Annotated in this window: 30 protein-coding genes and 1 other RNA gene; 19 read left to right on the top strand and 12 right to left on the bottom strand. The window is 66.0% G+C overall.

The features are described 5' to 3' along the window. Positions 1-63: 63 nt before the first annotated feature. The 13 genes from rpsA to AC3G7M_RS09230 all read left to right on the top strand — a co-directional run bounded on the left by rpsA (position 64) and on the right by AC3G7M_RS09230 (position 10405). The gene (gene rpsA / locus AC3G7M_RS09290) at positions 64-1782 is read left to right on the top strand and encodes a 30S ribosomal protein S1 (RefSeq protein WP_489215893.1); all 1719 of its coding nucleotides are present in this window, start codon (positions 64-66) and stop codon (positions 1780-1782) included. A gap of 108 nt (positions 1783-1890) precedes the next feature. Next, the gene (sppA, locus tag AC3G7M_RS09285) at positions 1891-2805 is read left to right on the top strand and encodes a signal peptide peptidase SppA (protein ID WP_489215891.1); all 915 of its coding nucleotides are present in this window, start codon (positions 1891-1893) and stop codon (positions 2803-2805) included. A gap of 88 nt (positions 2806-2893) precedes the next feature. Next, positions 2894-3199 carry an integration host factor subunit beta gene (gene ihfB, locus AC3G7M_RS09280; protein WP_489215889.1) on the top strand — a complete coding sequence of 102 codons (306 nt, stop codon included), beginning with the start codon at positions 2894-2896 and terminating at the stop codon, positions 3197-3199. Between the two features lie 8 nt (positions 3200-3207). Beyond that, positions 3208-3456, top strand: a complete 249-nt coding sequence (locus tag AC3G7M_RS09275; RefSeq protein ID WP_489215887.1) for a hypothetical protein — start codon at positions 3208-3210, stop codon at positions 3454-3456. A 183-nt stretch (positions 3457-3639) separates the two neighbouring features. Continuing rightward, a complete protein-coding gene (locus AC3G7M_RS09270; RefSeq protein ID WP_489215885.1) occupies positions 3640-4008 on the top strand; it encodes a LapA family protein in 369 nt (122 codons plus the stop codon). 3 nt (positions 4009-4011) lie between these two features. Continuing rightward, positions 4012-4722, top strand: a complete 711-nt coding sequence (gene pyrF, locus AC3G7M_RS09265) for an orotidine-5'-phosphate decarboxylase (protein ID WP_489215883.1) — start codon at positions 4012-4014, stop codon at positions 4720-4722. Beyond that, positions 4719-5408 carry a phosphoribosylanthranilate isomerase gene (locus tag AC3G7M_RS09260; protein WP_489215881.1) on the top strand — a complete coding sequence of 230 codons (690 nt, stop codon included), beginning with the start codon at positions 4719-4721 and terminating at the stop codon, positions 5406-5408. The genes pyrF and AC3G7M_RS09260 overlap by 4 nt, the downstream gene beginning before the upstream one ends. Next, positions 5405-6643, top strand: a complete 1239-nt coding sequence (trpB, locus tag AC3G7M_RS09255) for a tryptophan synthase subunit beta (RefSeq protein ID WP_489215880.1) — start codon at positions 5405-5407, stop codon at positions 6641-6643. The genes AC3G7M_RS09260 and trpB overlap by 4 nt, the downstream gene beginning before the upstream one ends. After that, entirely contained in the window at positions 6640-7470 is an 831-nt protein-coding gene (gene trpA / locus AC3G7M_RS09250; protein ID WP_489215878.1) for a tryptophan synthase subunit alpha, read from the top strand. Before trpB ends, trpA begins: the two co-directional genes overlap by 4 nt. 35 nt (positions 7471-7505) lie before the next feature. Continuing rightward, the gene (accD, locus tag AC3G7M_RS09245) at positions 7506-8396 is read left to right on the top strand and encodes an acetyl-CoA carboxylase, carboxyltransferase subunit beta (protein WP_489215876.1); all 891 of its coding nucleotides are present in this window, start codon (positions 7506-7508) and stop codon (positions 8394-8396) included. Between the two features lie 12 nt (positions 8397-8408). Continuing rightward, positions 8409-9716: a bifunctional folylpolyglutamate synthase/dihydrofolate synthase gene (locus AC3G7M_RS09240; RefSeq protein ID WP_489215874.1), complete on the top strand. Its 1308-nt coding sequence runs from the start codon at positions 8409-8411 to the stop codon at positions 9714-9716. Positions 9717-9787: 71 nt separating this feature from the next. Then, positions 9788-10069, top strand: a complete 282-nt coding sequence (locus tag AC3G7M_RS09235) for a type II toxin-antitoxin system RelE/ParE family toxin (protein ID WP_489215872.1) — start codon at positions 9788-9790, stop codon at positions 10067-10069. A gap of 9 nt (positions 10070-10078) precedes the next feature. After that, on the top strand, positions 10079-10405 hold the full coding sequence (locus AC3G7M_RS09230) for a HigA family addiction module antitoxin (RefSeq protein WP_489215870.1): 327 nt from the start codon (positions 10079-10081) through the stop codon (positions 10403-10405). Between the two features lies 1 nt (position 10406). On the opposite strand, the gene crcB is transcribed toward AC3G7M_RS09230, so the two are convergent. The 4 genes from crcB to AC3G7M_RS09210 all read right to left on the bottom strand — a co-directional run bounded on the left by crcB (position 10407) and on the right by AC3G7M_RS09210 (position 13324). After that, complete coding sequence (crcB, locus tag AC3G7M_RS09225; protein WP_489215868.1) at positions 10407-10802, bottom strand: fluoride efflux transporter CrcB; 396 nt, start codon at positions 10800-10802, stop codon at positions 10407-10409. An 80-nt stretch (positions 10803-10882) separates the two neighbouring features. Continuing rightward, entirely contained in the window at positions 10883-11749 is an 867-nt protein-coding gene (speE, locus tag AC3G7M_RS09220) for a polyamine aminopropyltransferase (protein ID WP_489215867.1), read from the bottom strand. A 96-nt stretch (positions 11750-11845) separates the two neighbouring features. Then, positions 11846-12307, bottom strand: a complete 462-nt coding sequence (gene speD / locus AC3G7M_RS09215) for an adenosylmethionine decarboxylase (protein ID WP_489215865.1) — start codon at positions 12305-12307, stop codon at positions 11846-11848. 177 nt (positions 12308-12484) lie between these two features. Beyond that, positions 12485-13324 (bottom strand): alpha/beta fold hydrolase, encoded by an 840-nt coding sequence (locus AC3G7M_RS09210; RefSeq protein ID WP_489215863.1) that lies wholly within the window; start codon positions 13322-13324, stop codon positions 12485-12487. Positions 13325-13423: 99 nt separating this feature from the next. Between AC3G7M_RS09210 and AC3G7M_RS09205 the strand changes: the two genes are divergently transcribed. The 3 genes from AC3G7M_RS09205 (at position 13424) to AC3G7M_RS09195 (ending at position 17227) form a co-directional block, all read left to right on the top strand. Beyond that, positions 13424-15883, top strand: a complete 2460-nt coding sequence (locus AC3G7M_RS09205; protein ID WP_489215861.1) for a penicillin acylase family protein — start codon at positions 13424-13426, stop codon at positions 15881-15883. A 14-nt stretch (positions 15884-15897) separates the two neighbouring features. Further along, positions 15898-16347, top strand: a complete 450-nt coding sequence (locus tag AC3G7M_RS09200) for an RDD family protein (RefSeq protein ID WP_489215859.1) — start codon at positions 15898-15900, stop codon at positions 16345-16347. Positions 16348-16408: 61 nt separating this feature from the next. Beyond that, complete coding sequence (locus tag AC3G7M_RS09195) at positions 16409-17227, top strand: arginyltransferase (RefSeq protein ID WP_489215857.1); 819 nt, start codon at positions 16409-16411, stop codon at positions 17225-17227. Positions 17228-17300: 73 nt separating this feature from the next. On the opposite strand, the gene AC3G7M_RS09190 is transcribed toward AC3G7M_RS09195, so the two are convergent. The 6 genes from AC3G7M_RS09190 to ffs form a co-directional block, all read right to left on the bottom strand. Next, positions 17301-17765 carry a CsbD family protein gene (locus tag AC3G7M_RS09190; RefSeq protein WP_489215855.1) on the bottom strand — a complete coding sequence of 155 codons (465 nt, stop codon included), beginning with the start codon at positions 17763-17765 and terminating at the stop codon, positions 17301-17303. A 162-nt stretch (positions 17766-17927) separates the two neighbouring features. Continuing rightward, positions 17928-18401: a glycine zipper family protein gene (locus AC3G7M_RS09185; RefSeq protein ID WP_489215853.1), complete on the bottom strand. Its 474-nt coding sequence runs from the start codon at positions 18399-18401 to the stop codon at positions 17928-17930. A 123-nt stretch (positions 18402-18524) separates the two neighbouring features. After that, entirely contained in the window at positions 18525-19118 is a 594-nt protein-coding gene (recR, locus tag AC3G7M_RS09180) for a recombination mediator RecR (RefSeq protein ID WP_489215851.1), read from the bottom strand. Between the two features lie 25 nt (positions 19119-19143). Beyond that, complete coding sequence (locus AC3G7M_RS09175; protein WP_489215849.1) at positions 19144-19467, bottom strand: YbaB/EbfC family nucleoid-associated protein; 324 nt, start codon at positions 19465-19467, stop codon at positions 19144-19146. Then, positions 19467-21500, bottom strand: coding sequence for a DNA polymerase III subunit gamma/tau (locus AC3G7M_RS09170; RefSeq protein ID WP_489215848.1), 2034 nt, complete (start codon positions 21498-21500; stop codon positions 19467-19469). Before AC3G7M_RS09170 ends, AC3G7M_RS09175 begins: the two co-directional genes overlap by 1 nt. A 91-nt stretch (positions 21501-21591) precedes the next feature. Next, positions 21592-21689: signal recognition particle sRNA small type (gene ffs / locus AC3G7M_RS09165), an RNA gene on the bottom strand. 70 nt (positions 21690-21759) lie between these two features. On the opposite strand from ffs, the gene nudC reads away from it, so the two are divergent. Beyond that, the gene (gene nudC, locus AC3G7M_RS09160) at positions 21760-22704 is read left to right on the top strand and encodes an NAD(+) diphosphatase (protein ID WP_489215846.1); all 945 of its coding nucleotides are present in this window, start codon (positions 21760-21762) and stop codon (positions 22702-22704) included. A 6-nt stretch (positions 22705-22710) separates the two neighbouring features. Here the strand turns inward: nudC and AC3G7M_RS09155 are convergent, their stop codons facing one another. Then, positions 22711-23331, bottom strand: coding sequence for a cysteine hydrolase family protein (locus AC3G7M_RS09155; protein WP_489215844.1), 621 nt, complete (start codon positions 23329-23331; stop codon positions 22711-22713). A gap of 23 nt (positions 23332-23354) precedes the next feature. Between AC3G7M_RS09155 and AC3G7M_RS09150 the strand changes: the two genes are divergently transcribed. Then, positions 23355-24398 carry a GlxA family transcriptional regulator gene (locus tag AC3G7M_RS09150; RefSeq protein ID WP_489215842.1) on the top strand — a complete coding sequence of 348 codons (1044 nt, stop codon included), beginning with the start codon at positions 23355-23357 and terminating at the stop codon, positions 24396-24398. Here the strand turns inward: AC3G7M_RS09150 and AC3G7M_RS09145 are convergent. Next, on the bottom strand, positions 24388-24954 hold the full coding sequence (locus AC3G7M_RS09145) for a hypothetical protein (protein WP_489215840.1): 567 nt from the start codon (positions 24952-24954) through the stop codon (positions 24388-24390). The two genes, AC3G7M_RS09150 and AC3G7M_RS09145, sit on opposite strands and share 11 nt — an antisense overlap. A gap of 209 nt (positions 24955-25163) precedes the next feature. On the opposite strand from AC3G7M_RS09145, the gene lptF reads away from it, so the two are divergent. Continuing rightward, positions 25164-26336, top strand: coding sequence for an LPS export ABC transporter permease LptF (lptF, locus tag AC3G7M_RS09140; protein ID WP_489215838.1), 1173 nt, complete (start codon positions 25164-25166; stop codon positions 26334-26336). The last annotated feature ends 3 nt before the right edge of the window (positions 26337-26339 follow it).

Here is a 26339-nt window from a genome sequence, read left to right as displayed (position 1 = left end):
GCGCAGACCCTGTGCGGCGCCTTTGCGGGCCGCACGCTTCTGATCAAGGACAGAAACAGCCACATGTCAGCCAGTTCCGACCTCCGCCCACGCGATATGTCCGCGGAGGAGGATTTTGCGTCCCTTCTGGACGAGACCCTCGGCCGTGACACCGGCTTCGATGGTTCCGTCGTTTCCGGCCGCGTTCTCCGCGTTACCGACGATGCCGTGATCGTCGATGTCGGCCTGAAGAGCGAAGGCCGCGTCCCCCTGAAGGAATTCGGCCCGCCGGGCCAGAAGCCGGAAGTCGCGATCGGCGACGTCGTCGAGCTTTACGTCGAGCGCTACGAGGACCGTGACGGTTCGATCGTGCTGTCGCGCGAGAAGGCCCGCCGTGAAGAGTCCTGGACCAATCTTGAAAAGGCCCATGCCGCCAACCAGCGCGTGAACGGCACGATCTACAGCCGCGTCAAGGGTGGCTTCACCGTCGACCTCGGCGGCGCCGTGGCCTTCCTGCCGGGCAGCCAGGTCGATATCCGCCCCGTCCGCGACGTCGGCCCCCTGATGGGCACGCCGCAGCCGTTCCAGATCCTGAAAATGGACCGCGCCCGCGGCAATATCGTGGTGTCCCGCCGCGCCGTTCTGGAAGAGACCCGTGCGGAGCAGCGCAGCGAGCTGATCCAGGGCCTGAAGGAAGGCATGGTGCTCGACGGCGTTGTAAAGAACATCACCGACTACGGCGCCTTCGTCGATCTGGGCGGCGTGGACGGCCTGCTGCATGTCACCGACATCGCCTGGCGCCGCATCAACCACCCGAGCGAGGCCCTGCAGATCGGCCAGCCCGTCAAGGTGCAGGTCATCCGCTTCAACCAGGACACGCAGCGCATCAGCCTCGGCATGAAGCAGCTTGAGATCGATCCGTGGGAAGGCGTGGCGGCGAAGTATCCGCCGAATGCGAAGTTCACCGGCCGGGTTACGAACATCACCGACTACGGCGCCTTCGTGGAGCTGGAGCCGGGCGTCGAAGGTCTGGTGCACGTGTCCGAAATGTCCTGGACGAAGAAGAACGTCCATCCGGGCAAGATCGTGGCGACCAGCCAGGAAGTAGATGTGCTGGTGCTGGATGTGGACGCTTCCAAGCGCCGCATTTCGCTCGGCCTCAAGCAGGTTCAGCGCAACCCCTGGGAGCAGTTCGTCGAAGAGCATCCGGTCGGCAGCGAGATCGAAGGCGAAATCCGCAACATCACGGAATTCGGCCTCTTCATCGCCATCACCGCGGATATCGACGGCATGGCCCATATGTCGGACCTGTCCTGGGACGAAGCCGGCGAGCAGGCGATCACCCGCTTCAACAAGGGTGACGTCATCAAGGCGAAGGTTCTCGACGTCGATGTCGAGAAGGAGCGCATCAGCCTTGGCATCAAGCAGCTGCGTGATGATCCGGCGGCCGGCGTGTTCGATCGCGTCCACAAGGGCGATATCGTGACCTGCGTCGTGACGGCCGTGCAGGCCAATGGCGTCGAAGTCTCCGTCGACGAGGTTCTGACCGGCTTCATCCGCCGCGCCGAACTGGCCCGCGACAAGGCCGATCAGCGCCCCGACCGTTTCGCCGTGGGCGAAAAGGTTGATGCGAAGATCATCTCGGTGGACCGCGCGGCCCGCAAGCTGGCGCTGACCATCCGCGGCAAGGAAATGGACGAGGACAAGCAGGCGGTTCAGGAATACGGCTCTGCCGACTCCGGCGCCTCGCTGGGTGACATCCTGGGTGCGGCGATCCGTCGCCGTAACCAGCAGCCCGAGTGATCGCTCGACCTGGGCGTCACAGCCTAGGTAAATAGAGGCCGCGGGTGGTGCGAAAGCGCTGCCCGCGGCCTTTTTCTTTTGCGCCGGGACAGAGAGCGAGACGCCTGCATGACCCTGGAAACCGACCTCTTTCTCGACCGCCGCCGCCTCAAGCGCCGGCTTGTCACCTGGCGGGTGATCGCGATCCTGGCCGTGCTGCTGGCGGCGCTGGCCGTCATCGGCCGCGCCGGTTTCCAAATGCCCGGCCAACGCTATGTCGCCGTGCTGCATGTGAACGGCATCATCACCGACGACGAGAAGCGGGTCCGCGCCGTCTCCCGCCTGGCCCGCGACCCCGATGTCGCGGCGCTGATGGTGGAGATCGACAGTCCTGGCGGATCTGTCGCCGGGGGCGAGGCGCTGCATGACGCCATCGCCCGCGTGGCCGCGGTCAAGCCGGTGGTGACCGTCATGGGCGGCACGGCGGCCTCGGCCGGCTATATGATCGCCGTCCCCGCTGCGCGCATCTTCGCCCGCAATGCGACGATCACCGGTTCGATCGGCGTCATCATGGAAGCGCCCGAATTCTCCGGCCTTCTCGATAAGCTGGGGATTGACGTGCAGACGCTCGTCTCCGGCCCGCTGAAGGGCCAGCCCAGCTTCTCAGCCCCGATGACCGAGGCGGGGCACGCGGCGCTGCAATCCCTGCTCATGGATCTGTACGATCAGTTCGTCGGCATGGTGGCCGATGGACGCCATATGAGCGTCGATGACGTGACGAAACTGGCCGATGGGCGCGCCTATACCGGACGCCAGGCGATCGGCCTGCATCTGGTCGATCAGATCGGTGGCGAGGATGACGCGCGCGCCTGGCTTGCCTCGGCTCACGGAATATCGACCAGCCTGCCAAGCCACGATGTGCATGTGCGAAAGACAGGGGTATCGCTTTTCGGAATTCGGCTGAGCGGATTGGCTAATCTCTTGTTTTCCCAGACAGTTCCGCTTGACGGCGCGGTAGCACTCTGGCAGCCTTGCGCCGACTGACACGCCCTGGACGACGGGTCGGCACGCGTGGCCTTCTCTTGGCGCGTCACGATCGAAAGTCCGTGAGCGAAGGGTGAAGGCCAGCCGCATGACGAAGTCTGAGCTGATCGCCGCACTCGCCGAGGCCAATCCGCATCTGACCGCCAAGGATGTGGAAACCATCGTCGGCACCATTTTCGATCAGATCAGCGTGGCCCTCGCCCGCGGTGAGCGCGTGGAGCTGCGCGGCTTCGGGGCTTTCACCGTCAAGCAACGCGTGGCCCGCACCGGACGCAACCCGCGCACAGGCGAGGCGGTTGCGGTGGATGAGAAGGTGGTGCCCTTCTTCAAGGCCGGCAAGGAATTGCGCACCCGCGTCAATCGCGGCCCCATACCGGGCGTCAAAGGCGAGTAGATTCATCTGTGGCGCGAAAACGCCCGCTGGGCAAAACCGCGCACAACGAGAAGCTGAAGCTTGCTGGAAGCTTCTTCAATTCCCTTGCCGTGAGCGCCGTCGTCGCGGCTTTTGTGGTGCCGGGCGTGGCCATTACCGAACATGCGCCCCCATATCATGTGCACTGGCTGCTGATTTTTGTGGTAGTCTGTTGGTGCGTTGTGGGTATCTTAGCGCATCTTGTGGCACAGGCGATTTTGGAAAAATTGGTGGATTGAATGTCTGCTGAGACGATCTCCTGGGCGACGCCCCTGGCTTTGATTGTGCTGCTGGCCGGCGCCCGCTGGTGGATACGCCACCACTGAGCCGCCGCTCCCACATGCCACGCATCCCAGTTCACTGACGGAAGCGTTGACCGGGGCGGAGTTTCTCAATCCCCGCGGATAGCGTACACTATCGTCATGCTCCGTTTGATCCCTGCTCTCATCCTCGTTCTCATCCTGATCGTCTTCGGCCTGTCCAACCGGGAAGCCGTGACGCTTGGCTTCTGGCCGACCGATTACGCGGCGACCGTGCCGCTTTCCATCGCCATCCTGGTCGGCATGGCGCTCGCCTTTTTGCTCGGCGCGGCTGTCGTCTGGCTCGATCATCTGGGCCTGGGCCGGCGCGCGCGCCGTGCCGAAGCACAGGTCCGCCGCCTGCAGGCACAGCTTGCCGAGGCGGAACTGCGCGTGCAGCCGCCCATCATCGCCACGACCGAGCTGCGGCCGACCCGCGTGCCCGCCATGGCCGGGGCGAGCGCCACGCCTTTGCCCCCGCCGGAAGCCTGAGAGATGACCAACCCCGCCAATCCTATCATCGCTGCGATCGACACCGCGGATCTGCGGGTCGCCCAGGCCTGGTCACGGCAACTGGATGGCACGGTCGGACTGCTGAAACTGGGGCTTGCCTTCTACCTCGCCCATGGCGCGGCCGGGGTGCGGGCGGTGACCGACAAGCCCGTCTTCCTCGACCTCAAGCTGCATGACATCCCCAATACCGTCGCAGGCGGCGTCACTGCCGTGCTGCCGCTTGGGGCCGCGATGCTGACCCTGCATGCCGGTGGTGGCACGGCTATGATCGCCGCTGCGCGTCATGCGGCTGAGACGGCTGGTTCTACGCGACCGAAGCTGCTGGCTGTCACCGTGCTCACCAGCTTGTCGGCGGAAGCGCTGGCCGAGACCGGTGTCGCCGATACCCCCGCCGCACAGGTTCTGCGCCTGGCGAAGCTCGCGCTGAAAGCCGGCGCCGACGGGCTGGTCTGCAGCCCGCAGGAAGTGGCCATGCTGCGCGCCGAGATCGGGCCGGAGCCGCTGCTGGTGGTGCCCGGCATTCGCCCGGTGGGTGCGGCTGCCGGCGATCAGGCCCGCACCCTGACCCCGCGAGAGGCGCTCGCGGCCGGGGCCGACTGGCTGGTGATCGGCCGGCCGATCACCGGAGCGGCCGACCCCGCTGGCGCCGCCCGCGCGATTGCCGCCGATCTGGCGGAAGGCCGGGCCGCATGAAGGTCAAAATCTGCGGCATGAATGACGCCGCCGCCTATGAGGCGACGGTCGAAGCCGGCGCGGATTATGTGGGCTTTGTCTTCTTTCCGCGCTCGCCGCGCTTCGTGACGCCCACCCAGGCGGCCGCCATCCGCGCGACCCGGCGCGACGGGCCGCCGTCTGTCGGCCTCTTCGTCAAGCCTGAGCTGGAGCAGATCGCCGAAACTCTGGAGACCATGAAGCTCGATATTTTCCAGATCTACGGCCCGCCCGAACTGGCCCAGGCCATTCGCGCGCGGTTCGGCCGGCCTGTCTGGCTTGCCCGCGGCGTCTCCGCGACGGCCGAGCTTGCTGCCGCAGAAGATTCGGGCCGCGGGTTGGACGGGCTGATGATCGAAAGCAAGCCGCCGCCGGGCGCCGATCGGCCGGGCGGGAATGCGACGGTGCTGGACTGGTCTATCCTGGCCGGCTGGCAACCGCGCCTGCCCTGGATATTGGCCGGCGGCCTGACGCCCGAGAATGTGGAGCAGGCGATTGCGGCCTCGGGGGCCTCAGCCGTCGATGTTTCGTCCGGCGTCGAAAGCGCGCCGGGCGTAAAGGATTTAACGCGTATCAGGAATTTCATCACGGCGTCACGAAACGCGGCCTCCGCCCTTTCGGGTGAAACGGTCGCGGAGTATGAGAACACCGATCAGGGGGTCCCGTGAACAAGCATTTTGCACCAAAGGACGCCGCAAGCGGCGTCAACAGTCTGCGCCAGGGTCCTGACGAGCAGGGCCATTTCGGCATTTTCGGCGGCCGTTATGTCGCTGAGACGCTTATGCCGGCGATTCTGGAGGTCGAGCGTGCCTATGAGGCCGCGCAGAACGACCCCGCTTTCCAGGTCGAACTGGACGGCTATCTGAAGAATTACGTGGGCCGCCCCAGCGCCTTGTGGTTTGCCGAGCGTCTGACGCGCCATTTCGGCGGCGCCAAGATCTACTTCAAGCGCGAAGACCTCAATCATACCGGCGCGCACAAGATCAACGCCTGCATGGGCCAGATTCTGCTTGCCCGCCGCATGGGCAAGACCCGCATCATCGCCGAGACCGGCGCCGGCCAGCACGGCGTGGCGACGGCAACCGTCTGCGCCCTGTTTGGCCTGCCCTGCACGATCTATATGGGCGTGACCGATGTCGAGCGGCAGAAGCCGAACGTCTTCCGCATGAAGCTGCTGGGCGCCGAAGTGCGCGCCGTGGAAGCAGGCGCCGGGACGCTGAAGGACGCGATGAACGAGGCGCTGCGCGACTGGGTCGCCAATGTCGAGGATACCTATTACCTCATCGGCACCGCGGCAGGCCCACACCCCTACCCCGCCATGGTGCGCGATTTCCAATGCGTTATCGGCAATGAGGCGCGGGCCCAGATGCTGGAAGCCGAGGGTCGCCTGCCGGATGTGGCGATCGCCTCCGTCGGCGGCGGATCAAACGCCATCGGTCTCTTTCATCCCTTCCTGGACGACGCTGTGCGCCTGATCGGCGTCGAAGCCGGCGGCCATGGCATCGACACCGACAAGACGGCGGCAAGCCTCAACCGTGGCACGCCCGGCGTGCTGCACGGTAATATGACCTATCTGCTGCAGAATACGGACGGGCAGATTCAGGAAGCGCATTCGATCAGCGCCGGCCTGGACTATCCGGGCATCGGGCCCGAGCATTCCTTCCTGTTCGAGACCGGCCGCGTCGAATATGTGCCCATCAATGATGACGAGGCGCTGGAAGCCTTCCAGCTGTGCTGCAAGGTCGAAGGCATCATCCCCGCCCTCGAATGCGCCCATGCGCTGGCCCATATCGCCAAGATCGCGCCCGGCATGAGCCCGGACCAGATCATCCTCCTCAACCTCAGCGGCCGTGGTGACAAGGACATCTTCACGGTTGCCGCCCATACGGGGGCCGAGATTTGAGCCGCATCGCCGCCCGCTTCGCGAGCCTGAAGAAGGAAGGGCGCGGCGCGCTCATTCCCTTTCTCGAAGCCTTCGACCCGGATCTGGAAACCAGCCAGGCGATCCTGGACGGCATGCCCGGCGCCGGCGCCGATTTGATCGAAATCGGCATGCCCTTCACCGATCCGATGGCAGATGGGCCGACCATCCAGAAGGCCGGGCAGCGGGCGCTCGCCTCCGGCGCGTCGCTGCGCGGCACGCTGGCGATGGTCCGCCGCTTCCGCGAACAGGACAACCGCACGCCGATCATCCTGATGGGCTATCTCAACCCGATCGTGGCCTATGGGCCGCAGGTTTTTTGCCAGGATGCGGCGGCTGCCGGCGTGGACGGCATCATCGCCGTCGATCTGCCCTCGGAAGAGGGCCAATTGCTGGCGCCGCACGCGAAAGCAAGCGGGCTTGACATCATCAAGCTGATTGCGCCGACAACCGACGACGCCCGGCTACCCTATGTTCTGGAAGGCAGTTCCGGCTTCATCTACTACGTCAGCATCACCGGCATCACCGGGACGCGCACGGCCTCCTCCGCCGATCTGTCGAGCGCCATTCCGCGTATTCGCAAATATAGCGACCTGCCGATCGCCATCGGTTTCGGCATCCGCACGCCCGAACAGGCGGCGAATGCGACCCGCATCGGCGATGCCGCCGTGGTCGCTTCCTCTCTGATTGACCTTCTGTCCAAGTCTCTCGATGAAAACGGACGGGCACGCGCCGACACGGCCGAGATCGTGCTGTCCCAGGTGCGCGCTTTGGCCGATGCCGTGCGCGGCGTCCGCGTGGCGGCCTGAAACGCCTGTCCCGTTCCTGAGCTGAAAGACCCAATATGAGCTGGCTCACCGAATTCGTCCGCCCCAAGATCCGCACCCTGCTGGGCCGCAAGGAAGTGCCCGACAACCTGTGGCACCAGTGCCCGGCCTGTCAGCAGATGATCTTTCAGCGCGATCTGGAGGCCAATCTGAAGGTCTGCCCGCATTGCGGCCATCATATGCGGGCGACCGCGCGCGAACGCCTGAAATGGACCTTTGACGACGGCCAGTTCACGCAGATCGAGACGCCGCGCGTGCCGCAGGACCCGCTGCGCTTCCGCGACCAGAAACGCTACACCGACAAGCTGAAGGACGCGCGCGACAAGACCCGCCTGGATGACGCGATCATCGTGGGCCACGGTCAGCTTGGTGGCCGCAAGGCCGTGATCGCGGCGATGGAATTCGGCTTCCTGGGCGGCTCGATGGGTGCGGCCGTGGGTGAAGGCATTGTCGCGGCCGCCCGGCTTGCGGTGCTGCAGAAGGCGCCGTTCATCATGTACACCGCCTCGGGGGGCGCCCGCATGATGGAAGGGGCCATCAGCCTGATGCAGATGCCGCGTACGACCATTGCCGCGCAAATGGTGAAGGAAGCAGGGCTGCCCTATATCGTCGTGCTGACCGACCCCACGACCGGCGGCGTGACCGCGAGCTTCGCCATGCTGGGCGACATCCAGATTGCCGAACCGGGGGCGATGATCGGCTTCGCCGGCGCCCGCGTGATTGAGCAGACGGTGCGCGAAAAGCTGCCGGATGGTTTCCAGCGCTCGGAATATCTCTATGACCACGGCATCATCGATCTGATCGCCCGTCGCGGCGACCTGCGCGAGACCCTGATCCGGGTCACCAGCCTGCTGCTGCCGCCGGTGATATCCGAGCAGCCGACGCCTTCCACTGAACTCGTCGCCTGAGGCGCCAGGAGATTGGCCGGCCTCGCCATTCGCGAGCGGGAACGGAGCCAGGACCCGCGGGTTGACGGCATCCTGGAGCGGCTGCTGAGCCTGTATCCGCGCGCCATCGACCTCGATATGGGCCGGCTGCTGGGGCTGCTGGTCAAGCTCGGCAATCCGCATCAGAGGTTGGCACCCGTGCTGCATGTGGCAGGGACCAACGGCAAGGGCAGTACTTGCGCCTTCGCCCGGGCGGTCGCGGAAGCGGCGGGCCTACGCGTACAGGTTTATACCTCACCACATCTGATCGATTTCAACGAACGCATCCGCTTGAGTGATGGGCTGGTCTCGCATCGGCGGCTGGCAGACACGCTGGAACTGGTCGAGCGAGTCAATGACGGCGCGGCCGTGACGGTTTTTGAAGTCATCACCGCTGCGGCCTTCGTATTGTTTGCCGAAGACCCGGCCGATCTCTGCATTCTGGAAGTGGGACTCGGCGGCCGCGGCGACGCGACCAATGTGGTGGCCAAGCCCGCAGCCTGCGGCATTACCTCCATCTCCATCGACCATCGGGATTTTCTGGGCGACAGCCTGACCGGGATTGCGGCCGAGAAAGCCGGCATCATCAAGCCGGGTGTGCCGGTGGTGACGGGACGCCAGAAGCCCGAGGTTCTGGAGGTCTTCACCCGCATCGCTACCGAGCGAGGCGCCGCTTTGCTGGCGCGCGACAGGGATTGGCGCATCACCCCCGTATCCGACGGGCTGGACTTTGCCGATCAACACGGCAGCCTGTCCCTGCCCTTTCCGTCCCTGGTCGGGCCGCATCAATATGACAATGCGGGCATTGCGGTCGCTGGCTTGCGGGCGTCAGGCCTGATGATCCCTGACCGGGCTTTCGCAACGGGCCTGGCGGAGGCCGAATGGGCCGGACGCATGCAGCGGTTGCGCGGTCCGCTTGCCGGGCTTCTGCCCGCGGGATGGGAATTGTGGCTGGACGGCGCCCATAATCCGGGTGCTGGCGAAGCGCTCGCCCAGCATCTGCCCGCCTGGACCGACCGGCCGCTGCATCTGGTCGTCGGCATGAAGCAGGGCAAGGATGCGGCCGAATTCCTCAAGCCGATCCTGCCCTTCGCTGCTTCAGTCTGGGCCGTGGCCGAACCCGGACAGCATCTGGCGCTGTCGGTCGAGGATGTCATCACCGCCTCTGGTGGTGCTGCGCGGTCGGGCGGCATCGCGGCAGAGGCGCTGCGCCGATTGGCGGCCGAAGCGCCCGCCAGCCCGGCACGCGTGCTGATTTGCGGATCGCTGTATCTCGCGGGCGCGCTGCTGCGGCAGGGTTAGCGCTCAGCCGGCTCAATCGGTCGCACGAAGCTGCACCTTTACGCGCTGGCCGTTACACGCTATGTAACGGAGTGATCAAGTCCTTCCGTGACCGGCGGACGCAAGCAGTGTTTGCGAACAAGTTGCCCAAGGTATTTCCTGCGGACATCGCCCTGGTAGCGCGACGCAAGCTACGCGCTCTGGACGCCTCGACCATCTTGGATGACTTGAAAGTGCCTCCCGGTAATCGGCTTGAGCGGCTGCGCGGCGATCGGGACGGCCAGCATAGCATCAGGGTCAACGACCAATGGCGGCTGTGTTTCGTGTGGCGGGATGGTGACGCCTATGATGTCGAAATCGCCGATTATCATTAGGAGAATCAGATGGCGAAGAGCCTGAAGCGCGATGACGCAGCTGACGCCGATTGGTCAGACGTGTCTTCCGGTGAGACCATCGGGCTCATCACCCCCGGCGCGGTTTTGCGGCACGAGTTCATGGAGCCTCTCGGAATTTCCGCACGCGCTCTGGCGCGGGACCTCGCCGTGCCGGCTAACCTGATCACCCGACTTCTGCGCGGGGAGACTCGCATCACGGCGCGAACCGCCATTCTGCTGTCTGGCCGTTTCGGCAATAGCGCCGAATTCTGGATGAACCTTCAGACTGCCCACGATCTGGAGGAGACGCGCGCAGAAATGGGACGTGCGGCCTAGCTTACCGCGAGACCAGCGACGCCGTGGCGAGATAGCCGGCGGCCGTCACGATGACGCAGAGGCAGACCGAGAGCAGGATATTGGCGAAGGCGGCGGCCATGCGGCCTTCCCGCAGCAACTCGAAGGTCTGCAGGCTGAAGGACGAAAAGGTGGTGAAGCCCCCGCAGACACCCACCATGAGGAAGATCCGCAGGTCCGTCGTCAGGAAGGAGCGGCTGGGGGCGAGTGCTGTCGCCGCGACGATGCCGATGACCGCCGAGCCCACGACGTTGATGATCATCGTGCCCCAGGGAAATCCGATACCGAGCAGGCGGGCGGCATGACTGCCGACCCAGGCACGACCGACACTGCCCAATGCGCCACCCAGCGCCACAAGAAGATAGGTCGTCGCATTCATCGGGCAGATCTCACGTCAGAATTCCTCGGGCTGTGCTCGACGCCATAGAATGGCGTCAAACGCGAGCCGGGGAAAGACCGTCAGACGGGCAGATGTTCGGCGATATAGGGCGGCAGCTGGAAGGACGCGTGATGGACTTCCGGCGTCCAGTAGCGCGTATTGCCCAGAATGCCCGCGGCTTCCGCACGCGCGCGGATGGTTGACACATCCACGCTCGCGATGTCCGGCTGCTTCGCGGCCCAGCCCAGCGTCATGAAGCCGCCGACATAGGTCGGCACGGCCGCGATATAGGCGCCGACATGGGGGAAGAACTGGCGGCGGCGCAGGCTGGTTTCACGCAGTTCATCGGCCTGCATGAACGGCACGCCGCACTGGTTCACGATGAGGCCGCCCTCGGTGAGGATGCGGGCGCTGTTCTGGTAAAACTCGTCCGTGAACAGAACCTCGCCCACACCGATGGGGTCAGTCGAATCGACGATGATGACGTCAAAGCTCGCATCCGGGGCGCGGCGCACATAGTCGATACCGTCGCCGATGATGACTTCGCCACGCGGATTGGTCCAGGCATCGCCTGCAATCTTGGGCAGAAACTCCTTCGACAGGCGCACGACCTCACCGTCGATTTCGCACATCACGGCCTTTTCAACCGTGCTGTGCTCGAGCACGCGGCGCAGCACGCCGCCGTCACCGGCACCGATGATGAGCACGCGGCGGGCATTGCCGTGCGCCAGCAGCGGCACATGGGTCAGCATTTCCTGATAGACGAATTCGTCGCCTTCAGTGATCTGGATGGCGCCGTCGAGCACGAGGACGCGCCCATGCGACTCGCTTTCAAAGACGACGATGTCCTGAAAGTCGCTCTGCACGCGCGCCAATTCACGCGTGACGCGGAAACGCTGGCCCCAGCCGGGATAAAGCGTTTCGTTCAGCCAGCTATCGGTCGCCATGCCGGTGCTCCGGGTAGAGAGACGCGCGGTCCCGTTCGCAGCCGGATCGCTGCGAACGGGACCGCGCGTCATTGGTCGAGGAAGGATGGGCGGGCGTTATTCGCCGCGGACGCCGCGGCGCTGCTCATCGAGATCGATGCGCGACGGCGAGAAGGCCGCTTCGAGCACCGGAATGCCGAGACGCGGATCGCAGTCACCGCACATGAAGATGTCGATGGCGGCAAAGTTCTTCTCAGGCCAGGTGTGGATGGAGATATGGCTCTCCGCCAGCACCAGCACGCCCGACACGCCGCCGTTAGGCGAGAAGTGGTGGAAATGCGAATGCAGGATCGTCGCACCCGCAACCGTCGCCGCTTCACGCAGCGCGCGATCGATATGGTCTGGTTCGGCGAGATTGCTCGCTCCCCAGAGATCGACCAGCAGATGCATTCCAGCAAACCGCTGCCCGTCGCGTTCGATCCAATAATCCTTCTGCTCTTCCGCCTGGGCGGCCGTTGCAGACGTCTGGTTCTCGCTCGGGAAATCCGAGACCATCCCCAGTCGGGCAAGTGCGTTCATGCGCATGCTCCCTCAACCAGTAGACAGCCTGTTGGACATGCCCTCATGACATGCCCCCTGGGGCCAAGGCGGCGGGTTATGCGGTCCATAGCCCCCGGGCGCAAGTGAAATTATGACCACGAACCTTCCAGGGCTATGCGTTGGGGGAAGGAAGGCGTGCGCCAGACGGGCATCGGCTCAGTTTTCGACCAAGAACCCCCGTATCGCGGAGATGGTTTTGCCATCCATCAGGGCCGGGGCATGGCCGACATCGGGCAGTGTCAGGCTGCGTGATCCCGCCTGCTCCATCTCGGCCAGAGTCTCCGGCAGAAGGAGATCACTCAACGCGCCGCGGATTGTGAATGTCGGGATCGTGATCTTTTCCCAGAAGTCGCGCAGGTTCACATCCGCCGGCTCCTGCTCCCGGAAAGCCTCGGCGATCGCCGGATCGTAATGCAAGGTCACGCCACCGTCGGGCAGGTGGCGGACGGAGTGGCGCGCCATCTCTGCCCAGCCGGCATCGTCCGGCACGCCGAAGGCCGCATGCACCACGCGCAGCAGCCCTTCCAATGCCACGACATCGGCCAGGACCGGCGGCGGCTGCATGTACTCCCTGATCCGGGCGATGGCCGCGGCCGGGATGAAGGGGCCGACATCATTCAGCACCAGCCTGGCCAGTGGCGACTTGCTCTGGGCGGCCAGGATCATGCCGCAGATGCCGCCCAAGGACGTGCCGACCCAATGGACCGAAGGCGGCAGGGTGGCGAGCAGCGCCGCCAGGGCCGTGACATAGGTGAGCGGCGTGTAGAAAGCGGGACCGGCCAGCCAGTCCGACCGGCCGCGGCCCGGCAGGTCAGGGCAGAGGACGTAGAAGTCATCCGCCAGCGCCGCGGCCAGGCGGTCAAAATCCCGGCCCTGGCGGGTCAGTCCATGCACGCAGACAACCGGCATGCGGGCGGAGTCGCCCCATGCCGCATAGGCCATGTCGTGAAAACCATCGGCGAGGAGGTAGCGCACCGTTTTCTGGATCGGGAGCATCGGAAGCCTTCCTGTGAGCGTCGGGATGCACGCGGTGCCCGCACCCTGTCATGCAGACGGCACTTGCACTTTCCGCGACAGTCATGACCCTAACGGGACTTGGCTTCAACCGCGGGGACAGAGACCATAGCTCAGAGCGCGAACAAGGCCGAAAGGGCCGGAAAGCCCCGCCGTTCCAGTCTTCTGCCGCGACGCTGGCGGCGGCGCCTGACGGCGGCGGCCCTCGTTCTGGGCCTGGCCGTGGTCGCCGTCTCGGCCCTGATCTGGCGCATCCTGCCGCCGCAGGACGACACCCTGCAAACGGCGAGCGTGACCGACCCGGTTGGCGTCACCTTCGACAGCGACGATATTCCCTTCATCCGCGCCTCCTCGGATACGGATGCGGCCCTGGCGCTGGGCTATATTCACGCCCGCGACCGCTTTTTTCAGATGGATCTGATGCGGCGGGCGGCGGGCGGCGATTTGGCCGAGTTGCTGGGCCCAGCGGCATTGGCCAATGACCGTGAGATGCGCATCCTTGGCATTCGGGCGAGCGCCGAGGCGGATGCGCGGGGTCTGTCGCCCGCGGCACGGGCCGAGCTGCAGGCTTATGCCGATGGCGTCAATGCCTGGCTGCAGAAGCGCGGCCGGCTGGCCGCACCCGAATACCTGTTTCTCGGCAGGCCGGCGCCCTGGACGGTGGTGGACAGCCTGCTGTGGGGCAAGACCATAGGCCTGTGGCTGTCAGGCAACTGGCGCACGGAGCTTGCCCGCCTCGCCCTCTCCTCCAAGCTGAGCCGGGCCAAAATTGAGTCTCTCTGGCCGCATGCGAACTCTGGCCTGCCCGCGGCCGGTCAGGCGGCCGCCGTCTCTCCTGCGGCCGTCCAGCTCGCCCAGGCGGCGCTCCGCCAGATTCGGCAATTCCCGGCGCCCTTCACGCAGCCAGCGCAGGCCTCCAACGAATGGGCGGTCTCGGGCGCGCATACCGATACCGGGCAGCCGATGCTGGCCGGCGACCCGCATTTGGCCTTCGGCTTTCCCGGCCTTTGGTATCTGGCCCGGATCGACACGCCCGAAGGCCTGCTGGCGGGGGCGACGGTGCCCGGCCTGCCCTTCATGCTGATCGGCCATAACGAGCATGTCGCCTGGACCTTCACCACGACGGGCGCCGACACGCAGGATATTTTCATCGAACATGTCACGGCGGACGGCCAGCATTACGAATCGCCGACCGGTCCCCTGCCCTTCGGCCATCGCCGCGAGGTCATCCATGTGCGCGGCCAGAAGGATACCGTACTGGACGTGCTGACGACCCGCCATGGGCCGGTGATCGACGACGGACCCGCCGCGCATACGGTGCTGGCGGTGGCGATGGGCAATCTGGCACCGCAGGGTACCGACGCGGATGGGCTGATGATGCTCAACCATGCGCGCTGGGTCTCAGACGTCGGGCGGGCGGCGCCGCATATCACCAGCCCGGTGCAAAATCTGATGGCGGTCGATACCGCCGGCAATATTGCCTTCTACACGACAGGGCGCGTGCCGCTGCGCCGCGCGGGTGACGGCGCCTGGCCGGTGGACGGCGCGGACGGACAGCATGACTGGACCGGCTGGGCGGCGGGCGACGCGCTGCCGCATAGCGTCAATCCGCCCTCCGGCGAACTCGTCAATGCCAATGAGCCGACAGCGGGCCCTGGTTTTCCCGTCAATCTCGGCCGCGACGCCTATGGCGACTGGCGCGCCGCCCGCATCCGCGCGCGGCTGGCGGCCCAAGAGCCGCAGACGCTCTCCGATATGGCCGATATTCAGATGGATGTGGTGAGCGATTATGCGCGCCGGCTGCTGCCGGTGCTGACGGGCCTGACGCTGCCGGCCGATGATCCCGCAGCGCCGGCCGCGACCCTGCTGCGGCACTGGAACGGCAGCATGGCGCGCGACCTTTCGCAGCCTTTGATCTTCAATGCCTGGATGCATGATTTCGGGCAGACCGTGCTGACGGCGAACGGCGTCGACCCGGATGCGGCGCCCGTGCTGATGGATGCCTTCATTCAATCCTTGCTGCTGCCAGCAGCAAAAGGCGCAGTTGCCGGTGAGCCGCGCCCGGCCGATCTGTGGTGCCAGGGCGATTGCGGGCCGCTGCTGCGCCAATCCCTGGAACAGGCGGTGCGGGAGCTGCAGCATTTCCATGGCGCGGATGCGAATGGCTGGCGTTGGGGCCATGCGCATGAGGCCCTTTTTGCCCATCCGCTGCTCAGCCGCCTGCCGGTGATCGGCTTCCTGGGGCGCACCGAGATTGCGGTGGGCGGCGACGCGAGCACGATCAATGTGGCGGCCCCCGGCTTTCTGCCCCGGCGCCAGGAATTCACCGCCGTGCATGGACCGGAACTGCGTGGCGTCTACGATATCGCCAATCTGGACCGCAGCCTTTTCGTCATCGCACCGGGCCAGTCAGGCGACATCCTGGACCCCCACGCCTTCGACTTCCTGCAACGCTGGCGTGCGGGTGGGCGCGTGCAACTCGGACCGGAGCCGAATGTTGTTTCCCGGCAGATCAGGATCATGCCAAAGTCCCACTCGTGACAACGATCCATGCCATGCCCATCGACGACGACAGCCTGACCTGGGGCGTGCCCAGCCGCAGGATTATGGCTTTTCTGATCGATAGCGTTCTGATCGCGCTGCTGACCCTCAGCCTGGCCGTCAGCTTTGCCATCATTCACGTCATGAGTCTCGGGCTGCTGCATGGACCGGCTCATCTCATCCTCATCGTTGGGCTGATCTACGACTCCTGCTTCATGGCAAGTCCGGCCATGGCGACGCCGGGACAGATGGCGATGGGGCTGCAGGCTCGGCGGTCGGACGATCTGGGCCGCCCGACACTGCTGCAGGCGATCGCTTTCACGGCGCTGTTGTATCTGACGCTGGCGGCCGGCGTTATCTGGCTGGGTGTCGCATTTTTTACCCATCGGCGCCGCACGATCCATGACATGATTTCAGGACTTGTCATCGTGCGCGCCGGCGCTCTGGCACCGCGCGGCTGGTGATGGGCGCAGGGCACAAACGGCAGAGATGGGTGGCTTCTGAGGCGGGAGGCGTAAAGCGGCGATGAACTACCGGACGATCCGCCGACCGAATTTCTTCTACACGACCGCGCCTTTGCCTTGCCCTTACCTGCCGGGCCGCACAGAGCGGAAGGTGGTAACGGAACTCACCGGGCCTGATTCAGAAGCTTTGCATGACCGCCTGTCGCGCGCCGGGTTTCGCCGCAGCCATAATATCGCCTATGCCCCGGTCTGCCCGAATTGCAAAGCCTGCGTGCCGATCCGTATTCCCGTCAGCCTGTTCGAGCCTGACCGCGGGCTGCGCCGCATCGCGCGCGCTAATATCGCCCTGACGGCGCGGGAAGTGCCGGCGATCGCCACCGTGGAACAATTTCAGCTGTTTCAGCGCTATCAGCGCGCCCGCCATGGCGAGGGCGATATGGCAACGATGAGCTTCTACGATTACCGCGCCATGGTCGAAGACACGCCGATCGAAACCTTCGTGACAGAGTTTCGCGATCCGGCGCAGCGTCTGATCGGCTGCTGCCTGGTCGACAAGCTGGGAGACGGGCTTTCCGCCGTCTACAGCTTCTACGAGACCGATAGCGCCTTCCGGTCGCTCGGCACCTTCACCATCCTCAACCTGGTGGATCAGGCACGGGCGATGGGACTGCCCTATGTCTATCTGGGCTATTGGGTCGCCGAGAGCCGCAAGATGGCCTACAAAACCCGCTTTCAGCCCTGTGAGATCCTGTCCGACGGCGCCTGGCGGCCGATGCTGACCGAGGCTGGCGCGGCGGCGCCCGATATCGCCCCGGACGCCCGCTTTAGCGAGGCGGTTGCCAGCATTCTGCCGGTCGAAAGCGCGCGATCGGAATCCTGACCGCGGCGAAGCCATGAAAAACGCGACCCGAACCCGGGTCGCGTTTTCACAAAAGCCTATGCGGCAGAGAACCTTAGCTCCAGCGGCGGATGGCACGGCGGTAGCGGGGCTCCGGCTCCGACGTGAAGGGGCTGGACGGCGAATGCAGCAGGTAGCCGGCCAGGTAGCCGATGGCGGCCGCGCCGATCAGGGTCAGCAGCGGCTGGTCCTTCACCGTGGTCGCGATCGTCTGCCCGGCGGTGGTGCCGGCCTCATAGACCTTGCTGCCAACCTGGCTGGCGGTGGCCTTCACCGTCTCGGCCGTATCGCGCAGCGTGCTGCGGGCCTGGCTGGCAGCGTCAGACAGCGTCTCAGCGGCATCGGCGGCGGCGGAATCGATGGCGTCGCGCGCATCGCCCCAGGTCTGCTGGGCACGACCGGAGACCTGATCAATCTTGCCTTCCCCCTGGGTCTTGGTGTCGCCGGTGAACTGGCCGACGGCGTCCTTGACGTTGCCCTTCACTTCGGAAAAGGCACCTTCAACGTGGTCTTTGTTCATAACGAAGCCCCTTCTGCTATTTACGGTGCCGCGCCTGGTTGCGCGTTACACCTTCATTGCAGCTCAGATGGGGGCGTTTTGCGCGGAGGAAACTCCCCCCGCGCATTAAAGCGAATTTAGGGTTTCGATCTTGATGGCATCAGCAGGATCGACCGTCCGGTCTTAGTAGCCGTAGCCGCCGCCATAGCCCGGCACGATGCCATTGCCCTTCGAGGTCATGCATTGCGCATAGGCGTTGTTATAGATCTGCTGCAGGCCCTGAGCCTTGTGCTGGGTCTGGCCCGCGCCGACGGCCGAACCGCCCAGCAGACCGGCGCCCGCACCGATCGCCGCACCCATGCCGGCATTGCCGGCGGCAGCTCCCAGCAGCGCGCCGGCCGCGGCGCCGATGCCGGTGCCGATCGCCGCCGTCGCGATGCCATTGCCCTGGCTGTTCTGCGTCGCCGCCGGATAGGCGACGGCCTGCTGCGCATAGTTGCGGCAGGTATAATCCTCGTTCTGGAACAGCGTCAGGTTCTTGCCCGCAGGCGGCACGGCGGTGATGGTGGGGCCGGTCGGCGTCGGCGCCGCACAGCCGGCGAGCAAGGCGAGCGCCGTTGCCGGTACCGCAAGCCCGATAAGATTGAGCCTTTTCATCTGTCGTCTCCCTGAAGGCGTCGAGGCAAGTTGGCCGCCGCGCAAAAGCGGGTCAACCTCTTCATTGTAAAACACATTAACACGGCCAGGCGCTATCCCGCGACGCGGCCCTGGCGACTGTCATCAGGCCGGACGGCGCGCCCGCAAGGCAGTCGACAGCGTGCCGTCATCGAGCACTTCCAGCGCGCCGCCGATGGGCACGCCCTGGGCGACCCGGCTGACGGCGACACCGCTTTGCATCATGCGGTCGGCGAGGAAATGAGCGGTGGCCGCACCATCGACGGTCGCACCCAACGCCAGGATGACCTCCTGCACCGAACCGTCGCCCAGGCGGGCGAGCAGCGGCTGGATGGAGAGGTCTTCCGGCCCGATGCCGCCCAGCGGCGAGAGCACGCCGCCCAGCACATGATAGAGGCCACGATGCGCGCTCGCCCTTTCGATCGCCCAAAGATCGCCGACCCCTTCGACGACGCAGATGAGGCTGCGGTCGCGGTGCTGATCGGTGCAGATGGCGCAAGGGTCCTGGGCATCGAGATTGCCGCAGATCTGGCAGGACTTTACGGCCCGCGCGGCATCGACCAGCGCCTGGGCCAGCGGCAGCATGCGCGATTCGGGCTGCTGGAGCAGCTTGAGCGCAGCACGGCGCGCGCTGCGCGGACCCAGCCCCGGCAAACGGGACAGGAGCCCGATCAGCCGTTCGACTTCAGGACCACCCACGCGCGAAAACCCTGTCCCGCTTGGATCAGAAGGGCAGCTTCATGCCCGCCGGCAGCTGCAGCCCGCCGGTCGCCTTCTGCATCTCTTCGGCTGCCATCGCGTCGACCTTGCGGCGGGCGTCGGCATGGGCCGCCAGCACGAGATCTTCCAGCATCTCGGTCTCATTCGGATCGGCGAGCTTGGCGTCGATCTTGATGCGCTTCATGTCGCCCTTGCCGCTGAGCACGACGGTCACCATGCCGGCGCCGGCCTGGCCTTCGACCTCGGCTGTTTCCAGCGCGGCCTGCATGTCCGCCATCTTCTGCTGCATCTGGGAGGCCTGCTTCATCAGGCCGGCGAGGTTCTTCATCACTCAATCTCCATATCGGTATCGTCCAACAGCTCGGCATCCGGCGGCGCGAAATCCGGCAGATCATCTGGCAGCAAGGCCCCGGCGCCGGGCGCCATGTCAGCATCGGCGTTCTGGTCATCCGTCACCGCCGTGGGAGGCAGGCGGTATTCATCGACCATGGGATCGCGTACGTTTTCGATCTGCGCCCCCGGGAAGGCGTCCATGATGGCACGCACGAGCGGATGCGCCGACGCTTCCTGTTCGCGCAGATTGTCGGCCGCGGTACGCTGTTCATCAATCGTCGGCTCACCCGAGGCGGTCGAAATCGCGATGGTCCAGCGCTGCCCGGTCGCTTCCTGCAGCAGGCCCGCGAGCCGGGAGGACACGTCCCGCGGCGCTTCCGGCCTTGGCCGGATCTCGATCACCGGGGCTGCGAAACGGACCAAGTGCACGGAATGCAGAAGATGTCCGTAGAGGGTCAGCTCCTTCAGCTCCCGCACCAGCGAGATGACTTCGCGAAAGCTGGCCGGCATGGCGACAAAGGGTGTGGGCGCAGGCTCAGGCTCAGGTGGCTCAGCTATCTGCGGCGCGACCATCTGTGGCGCGGGGACGGCCGCGACCGCGACGGGCGGCGCATCCGGGACGGCGCGCAGCATCGCCATGGCACCGCCACCGCCACCACCCATGACCGCACGGACGCCACTGGCCGGACCACCGCTATCGCTGACCGGGCCACTGACCGGAGCGGTAAGGCTCGGCGCGGCCGGACGCGGCAGATCGCCGCCCGCCGTCAGCCGCTTGACGAGATCGCCTGGGCTCGGCTGGTCGGAGAGATAACACAGGCGGATCAGCACCATCTCAGCCGCCGCCCGGCGATCAGGCGCCTGCTCGACCTCCTGCACGCCCTTGAGGAGCATCTGCCAGGCACGGCCGAGGACGGGAATGGAGAGGCGGTCGGCGAGATCTGCGCCGCGTCCGCGATAGAGCTGCGGCAGGTCCGGGCTTTCCCGCAGGGCGGGCGCGGCCTTCAGCCGGCTGAGACTATGGGTCAGCGACAGCAGATCCTGCAGCACGAGCCCGGCATCGGCGCCACGCTCATGCGCCTGATCAAGTGCTGCGAGCACCGCGGCGGCATCCCCTGTCATGATCCGCTCGAACAGATCGAAGACCAGGCCCTGATCGGCGAGGCCCAACATATCGGCCACTGCCTCGGCAGTAATTGCGCCATCCTGCACCGCGCCCATGACGATTGCCTGGTCGAGCAGCGAGAGGCCGTCGCGCACGGACCCGTCTGCCGCACGGGCAATGACTTCCAACGCTTCCGGCGAGACCGCCACCCCTTCGGCCGTTGCGATGCGGCCGAAATGGGCCGCGAGTTCGGTCGTGGAAATGCGGCGGAGATCAAATTTCTGGCAGCGCGACAGGACCGTGATCGGCACCTTGCGCAGCTCGGTCGTCGCGAAGACGAATTTCACATGCGGCGGCGGCTCTTCCAGCGTCTTCAACAGCGCGTTGAAGGCGTTGCGGGACAGCATATGGACTTCGTCGATGATGAAGACTTTGACGCGCGCTTCCATCGGGCGGAAGCGGGTCGCCTCGATGATTTCGCGCACGTCATCGACGCCGGTGCGGCTGGCCGCGTCCATCTCGATCACGTCCGGGTGACGGTCGGCCATGATGGCGCGGCAATTGGCACAGACGCCGCAGGGATCGGCCGTGGGGCCGCCCTGCCCATCCGGGCCGGTGCAGTTGAGGCAGCGGGCGATGATGCGGGCGGTGGTGGTTTTGCCGGTGCCGCGCACGCCCGTCAGCATGAAGGCATGGGCGATGCGGCCGGTGGCGAAAGCGCGCCTGAGGATACGCACCATGGCGTCCTGGCCGATGAGATCCTCGAACCGGCTGGGCCGGTAGGCGCGGGCCAACACCCGGTAGGGTGCGGCAGGCGCGACCGTGGCCGGCGCAGGTGCAACCGGCGCATCGCCGAACAGGCCGGGGCCGGTGGCGGGCGGTTCAGGCAGCAGGTCTTCGGAAGCTGGATCGGTTTCGGTCACGCGACCTTCTAGACGATAGGACGCCGGCCAAAGCAAGTGCCGAAGCCATGCAGCGCCAAGCGGCTTTTTCTTCGATCACAATTTTGGGAGAAGCGGGGGGCCGGACACCGACCCGAGCGGAACTCGTTGCGGCTGCTTCCTTCCGGACCTGACCGGGTTGGCAAGGCGCTCGTCCGTTGCCGACCCCCCTGGCGCCGTTCTCTACGCGTCCCGCGGGGCTCTCGCAAGCATCATCGCGACTTGTCCAGTGGTCTGAGCCATGCGACGAACGCGTGTGCCCCAGACATCGCCCTTTTCCCGAATTTCGCCCAGTCGCCCCAATGTCTATACCGGCAGTCCGCTCGATAGGGTCGCCGAGCGCCGCGGTGATGCGGAATTCATCGCAGCCGCCTTTGCCTCTCCGCAGGCGCTGGTGGTGCCGATTTGGCAGGCCCAAAGCCTGTTTCACGCCGAGGGCGCGCGCTTTTTTACTCCGAGCGACTCCGCGGCCTGGGATGTCACCGATGCACACTGGATTTTTCTGGGCCTGTGGCAGGAGCGGCCGGTTTTTGCCGTCGATCTCAATCACCACGCCGACGTGCTGCCGCTGCTGCCACCGGATGCGGGCGAATTCGCCGATATCCGCCAGCGCAGCGGGCTGCTGACGCCGGATGAGGCCTCGATTCTGGCCTATGCCAGGGGCCTGGTGCATTGGCGGAGCCGCACCCGCTTCTGCGGTGTCTGCGGCAGCGCCTGCGTGCCGCAGAGCGCGGGCCATGTGATGCATTGCACGGGCTGCGGCACCGATCATTTCCCGCGATCGGACCCCGCCGTGATCATGCTGGTGGTGAAGGACGATCGCGTGCTTCTGGGCCATGCCACGCGGTTCCCCGAGGGCATGTATTCGACGCTCGCGGGTTTCGTGGAACCCGGCGAAAGCCTGGAAGAGGCCGTGCGGCGCGAAGTGTACGAGGAGACCGGCGTGCGCGTCGGCGCGGTCGGCTATCATTCCAGCCAGCCCTGGCCCTTTCCGCAATCGCTCATGCTTGGCTTCTATGCGGAAGGATTGTCGGAGGAGATCACCTTCCACGATGCCGAACTCGCCGATGCGCGCTGGTTCACGCGCGCGATGTGCCGGAACGCCGAGGCGCATGGCTTCCGCCTGCCCGGGCCCGACAGTATCGCCCGCCGCCTGATCGAAGACTGGCTCGCGGCGGGCGCATAAGCGTCGTCAGCCGGCGAGGATCGCCGCCGTAGTGACGACGCCCGCGAAGACATCCGAAATCGCGGTCAGCGCCGCCGCCTGAAGCGTGGCGGCAGAGACCGTCTCACCGGTCAGCGGATGCGGCAGCGGCCGTGTCGCCGTCGCGTCCCCCGCCACCGTCACGGTGAAGCCAAGTTCGCTGCCCGCGCGTGCGGTGGAGCTGACGCAGACATGGGTCATGAAGCCGGCGAGCACGATCTGACTAATGCCGGCCGCGCGCAGCCGGTCTGCCAAGCCGGTGCCGGCGAAGGCGCTGGGCTCGGTCTTGCCGATGACGGGCTCCCCTTCGACCGGCGCGACCTCCGGCATGATGGCGCCGAAGCCAGCCGGATCGAAGACCGTGCCGTCAGCGCCCTTGTGGACGATGTGGATCACGGTACCGCCGGCCGCACGGCTGGCCGAGAGCAGCGCCGCAACCTGGGTTAGAGCCGGACCCACACCCGTGAGCGGCAGCGCGCCTTTGCGATACTCCTCCTGCGCGTCGATGATGATAAGCGCCGCGCCGGCGAGTGCCGGGATTCCCGGCACAGCATTTTCAAGCTGAAGCAGGGTCGGGCCGGCAGCGGCTTCGGACGAGGACAAGGTCATGGCGTGGCTCCGTGACAGGGCTGATGGATGGCCGCATTGTTGCGCGCCGCCCGCGTGACCTGAAGGACAAGATGCCCTCCTTTCCTGCCAAACCCCGCACCATTGCGATTCTCGCCTTTCCGGGTGCTTTGCTGCTGGATATCGCGGGGCCGGCGCAGGTCTTCGCGACCGTCTCGGAAGACCGGGTGGAGGCAGGCGAACCGCCTGCCTATGCGATCCGCACCGTCTCGCTGGCGGGCGGGCTGATCACCACCGATACCGGAATAGCCATCGCTACCGACCCGGTGACGGCGCTCACCGATATCGACACGCTGATCGTGCCCGGCGGGGCCACGACGGTGGCGGAGTCGGACAATGCGGCGCTCACGCTCTGGCTGCAGCAAGCGGCCGGGGGGGCGCGGCGCACGGCTTCGGTCTGTCTCGGCACCTTCCTGCTTGCCGCGGCCGGCCTGCTGGACGGGCGCCGCGCGACCACCCATTGGCAATATTGCAGCCTGCTCGCGGAGCGGTTCCCTGCCATTCGGGTCGCGACCGACCCGATTTTCGTGCAGGACGGCGCGCTGTGGAGTTCGGCCGGGGTCACCGCCGGCATCGACCTGGCGCTTGCTCTGGTGGAGGAGGACGAAGGCCATGCGACGGCGCTCAGCACCGCGCAAAGCCTTGTCATGTTCCTCAAGCGTCCGGGCGGTCAGGCCCAGTTCAGCCGCACGCTGGCGGCGCAATCAGCAGACCGCGCCGGAGAGTTTGAGGCACTGCACGCCTGGATGGCCGAGAACCTGACGGCCGACCTTCGGGTCGAGGTGCTGGCGGAGCGCGCGCGGATGTCGCCGCGCAGCTTCGCACGCAGTTTTGCCGCCCGCACCGGCACCACCCCGGCCCGGGCTGTGGAGTCGCTGCGGGTGGAGGCCGCGCGCCGGATGCTGGCCGATGACCAGACGATTCCGGTCGCGCGTGTCGCCACGCGCTGCGGATTCGGCGACGAAGAGCGCATGCGCCGCGCTTTCCTGCGGGTGCTGTCCGTCTCGCCCAGCGACTATCGGCAGCGCTTTGGCCGGCTCAATCCTTAGGGCGACCACGCGGGCCGAGGCCACGGCGGGCCGCGCGCCAGCGTCCGAGACGGCTGAGCAGGCGGGCGCGGATGGCCGCAAAGCGGCGACCGCTGTGGCGCGCGCCCGGCTCCGCCGGACCGATCGCCAAGCCGGTGCGGACCCGCCGCATCGCCCACCGCAGCCGGAACAGAGTGGGACGCATCCGCCCCATCGCCCAGTCGCGGGCTGCCTCAACCTTGCCATGCACCCATGCGAACCATCGGATCGTCATCAGGGCAGGACGGCAGGCTTGATAGATCCAGAGTGCGATAAGCAATCCCACACCCTTGACCAGGACAGCGACCAGGGTCGCCGCCAAGAGCTTGCGATGGGCGAGCAGATAGGCCGCGTAGAAACCGCCGATATGGCTCATGGCTTCGGGAATGATGAAGAGCGGCAGGATGGCCCAGGGCGGCAGGCGGCCGATGGTGGCTTCCAGCAGCCGCACGGGTTTCCACCGGCGCAGCACGCGCGCGCCGGTTTCCAGACCGATCTCAAACCCCACGAGGAGCAGAGCCAGGGGAAGAAGCAGCACATCCCGCAGACGACGCCCAGACGATCTAACCGGCGACCGCAGCGGAGGCGGCTTCGTTTTTGTCATCCACACCCTATAGCCGGAACCGGCCGGAGATGGCAGGCGGCGGAGAGTCCGAACGGTCGCTTTTGTGAAATCCGGCGGGCTCCGATACAAGCGCGCCCTTCGGGTGGCTTCGCCGCGTCGAAACAAGGATATGATCACCGCTGATGGCTGTCGCCCCTTCCCTGTTCCGTAGCCCGCTGACGCGGCTCGACAATTATATTCTGCGCCAGATCTTCGGCGCCCTGGTGGCCGTGACGCTGGCGCTGGTGGCCCTCATCTGGCTGACGCAGTCGCTGCGCTTCGTCGAACTGATCGTCAATCGCGGCCTGTCGCCCTTCGTCTTCCTGCGGTTGACCGTGCTGCTGGTGCCGAGCTTCGTGGCGGTGATCCTGCCGATCACAATGTTCGTCGTGGTGCAGTTCATCTATCAGCGCCTGGCGGGCGACCGGGAACTGACGGTGATGCGCGCCGCCGGCCAGTCCCCCTTCGCGCTGGCGCGGCCCACCCTGGTGCTGGCGACCGGGGTCGCGGTGCTGTGCCTCTGGCTCAATGTCTGGGTCGTGCCGGCGAGTTTCGCGGCCTTTCGCGAATACCAGTTTGAAATCCGCAGCCGCATCGTGGCCTTCCTTGTCCAGGAGGGGGTCTTCACGACGATTTCCAACAATCTGACGGTTTATGTCCGCAAGCGCGATCCGGGTGGCGACTTGCACGGCATTCTGGTGGATGACGAGCGCAACCCCGCCAACCCCGCGACCATCATCGCCCAGAGCGGCCGCATCGAGCCCGGCCGCACCGGACCGCAGGTGATCCTGTTCAACGGCGCGCGGCAGGAGGTCGACAAAAAAAGCGGCCGCCTCAACCTGCTCACCTTCAGCGAGAACGTGATCAACCTGTCATCCAGCGCGAGCGGCGACGACGACCGCTTCCGTGACGATTCCGAGGTGTCGCTGCATGAACTGCTGCATCCCTCCCCGGAAGAGATCCGTCCGCAGGACATTCCGAAATGGCGGGAAGAGGCGCACCGGCGACTGTCCGAACCGCTGACCGTGCTGTCCTACGCGCTGGTGGCGCTGGCCTCGGTGCTGACCGGCGCCTTCCGGCGCCATGGCGGCTTCGCCCGGCCGGCGATCGGCGTCGGCATCACCGTGGGCCTGGTGGCCTTGGGGCTGAGCTGCGGCAATCTCGCGGCCCGCAACAGTGCGCTGCTGCCGCTGGTCTGGCTGCACGCCATCCTGCCCGGGCTCATCGCCGCCTGGCTGCTGTTCCGGCCGGAGCGCATCCGCGTGCCGCCCGTGCCTGAGCCCCTGCCCGCCATGCCCGACCAGGCCGAGGTCTGACGC

It is taken from the genome of Acidisoma sibiricum (assembly GCF_057837225.1).
This window is presented reverse-complemented; position numbering and strand designations above follow the sequence as displayed.

Coding starts and splice junctions, on each gene's coding strand:
- rpsA (WP_489215893.1), top strand. CDS start 64: ATGTCAGCCAGTTCCGACCTCCGCCCACGCGATATGTCCGCGGAGGAG.
- sppA (WP_489215891.1), top strand. CDS start 1,891: ATGACCCTGGAAACCGACCTCTTTCTCGACCGCCGCCGCCTCAAGCGC.
- ihfB (WP_489215889.1), top strand. CDS start 2,894: ATGACGAAGTCTGAGCTGATCGCCGCACTCGCCGAGGCCAATCCGCAT.
- AC3G7M_RS09270 (WP_489215885.1), top strand. CDS start 3,640: ATGCTCCGTTTGATCCCTGCTCTCATCCTCGTTCTCATCCTGATCGTC.
- pyrF (WP_489215883.1), top strand. CDS start 4,012: ATGACCAACCCCGCCAATCCTATCATCGCTGCGATCGACACCGCGGAT.
- AC3G7M_RS09260 (WP_489215881.1), top strand. CDS start 4,719: ATGAAGGTCAAAATCTGCGGCATGAATGACGCCGCCGCCTATGAGGCG.
- accD (WP_489215876.1), top strand. CDS start 7,506: ATGAGCTGGCTCACCGAATTCGTCCGCCCCAAGATCCGCACCCTGCTG.
- AC3G7M_RS09230 (WP_489215870.1), top strand. CDS start 10,079: ATGGCGAAGAGCCTGAAGCGCGATGACGCAGCTGACGCCGATTGGTCA.
- crcB (WP_489215868.1), bottom strand. CDS start 10,802: ATGAATGCGACGACCTATCTTCTTGTGGCGCTGGGTGGCGCATTGGGC.
- speE (WP_489215867.1), bottom strand. CDS start 11,749: ATGGCGACCGATAGCTGGCTGAACGAAACGCTTTATCCCGGCTGGGGC.
- speD (WP_489215865.1), bottom strand. CDS start 12,307: ATGAACGCACTTGCCCGACTGGGGATGGTCTCGGATTTCCCGAGCGAG.
- AC3G7M_RS09210 (WP_489215863.1), bottom strand. CDS start 13,324: ATGCTCCCGATCCAGAAAACGGTGCGCTACCTCCTCGCCGATGGTTTT.
- AC3G7M_RS09200 (WP_489215859.1), top strand. CDS start 15,898: ATGCCCATCGACGACGACAGCCTGACCTGGGGCGTGCCCAGCCGCAGG.
- AC3G7M_RS09195 (WP_489215857.1), top strand. CDS start 16,409: ATGAACTACCGGACGATCCGCCGACCGAATTTCTTCTACACGACCGCG.
- AC3G7M_RS09190 (WP_489215855.1), bottom strand. CDS start 17,765: ATGAACAAAGACCACGTTGAAGGTGCCTTTTCCGAAGTGAAGGGCAAC.
- AC3G7M_RS09185 (WP_489215853.1), bottom strand. CDS start 18,401: ATGAAAAGGCTCAATCTTATCGGGCTTGCGGTACCGGCAACGGCGCTC.
- AC3G7M_RS09175 (WP_489215849.1), bottom strand. CDS start 19,467: ATGAAGAACCTCGCCGGCCTGATGAAGCAGGCCTCCCAGATGCAGCAG.
- nudC (WP_489215846.1), top strand. CDS start 21,760: ATGCGACGAACGCGTGTGCCCCAGACATCGCCCTTTTCCCGAATTTCG.
- AC3G7M_RS09155 (WP_489215844.1), bottom strand. CDS start 23,331: ATGACCTTGTCCTCGTCCGAAGCCGCTGCCGGCCCGACCCTGCTTCAG.
- AC3G7M_RS09150 (WP_489215842.1), top strand. CDS start 23,355: ATGGATGGCCGCATTGTTGCGCGCCGCCCGCGTGACCTGAAGGACAAG.
- lptF (WP_489215838.1), top strand. CDS start 25,164: ATGGCTGTCGCCCCTTCCCTGTTCCGTAGCCCGCTGACGCGGCTCGAC.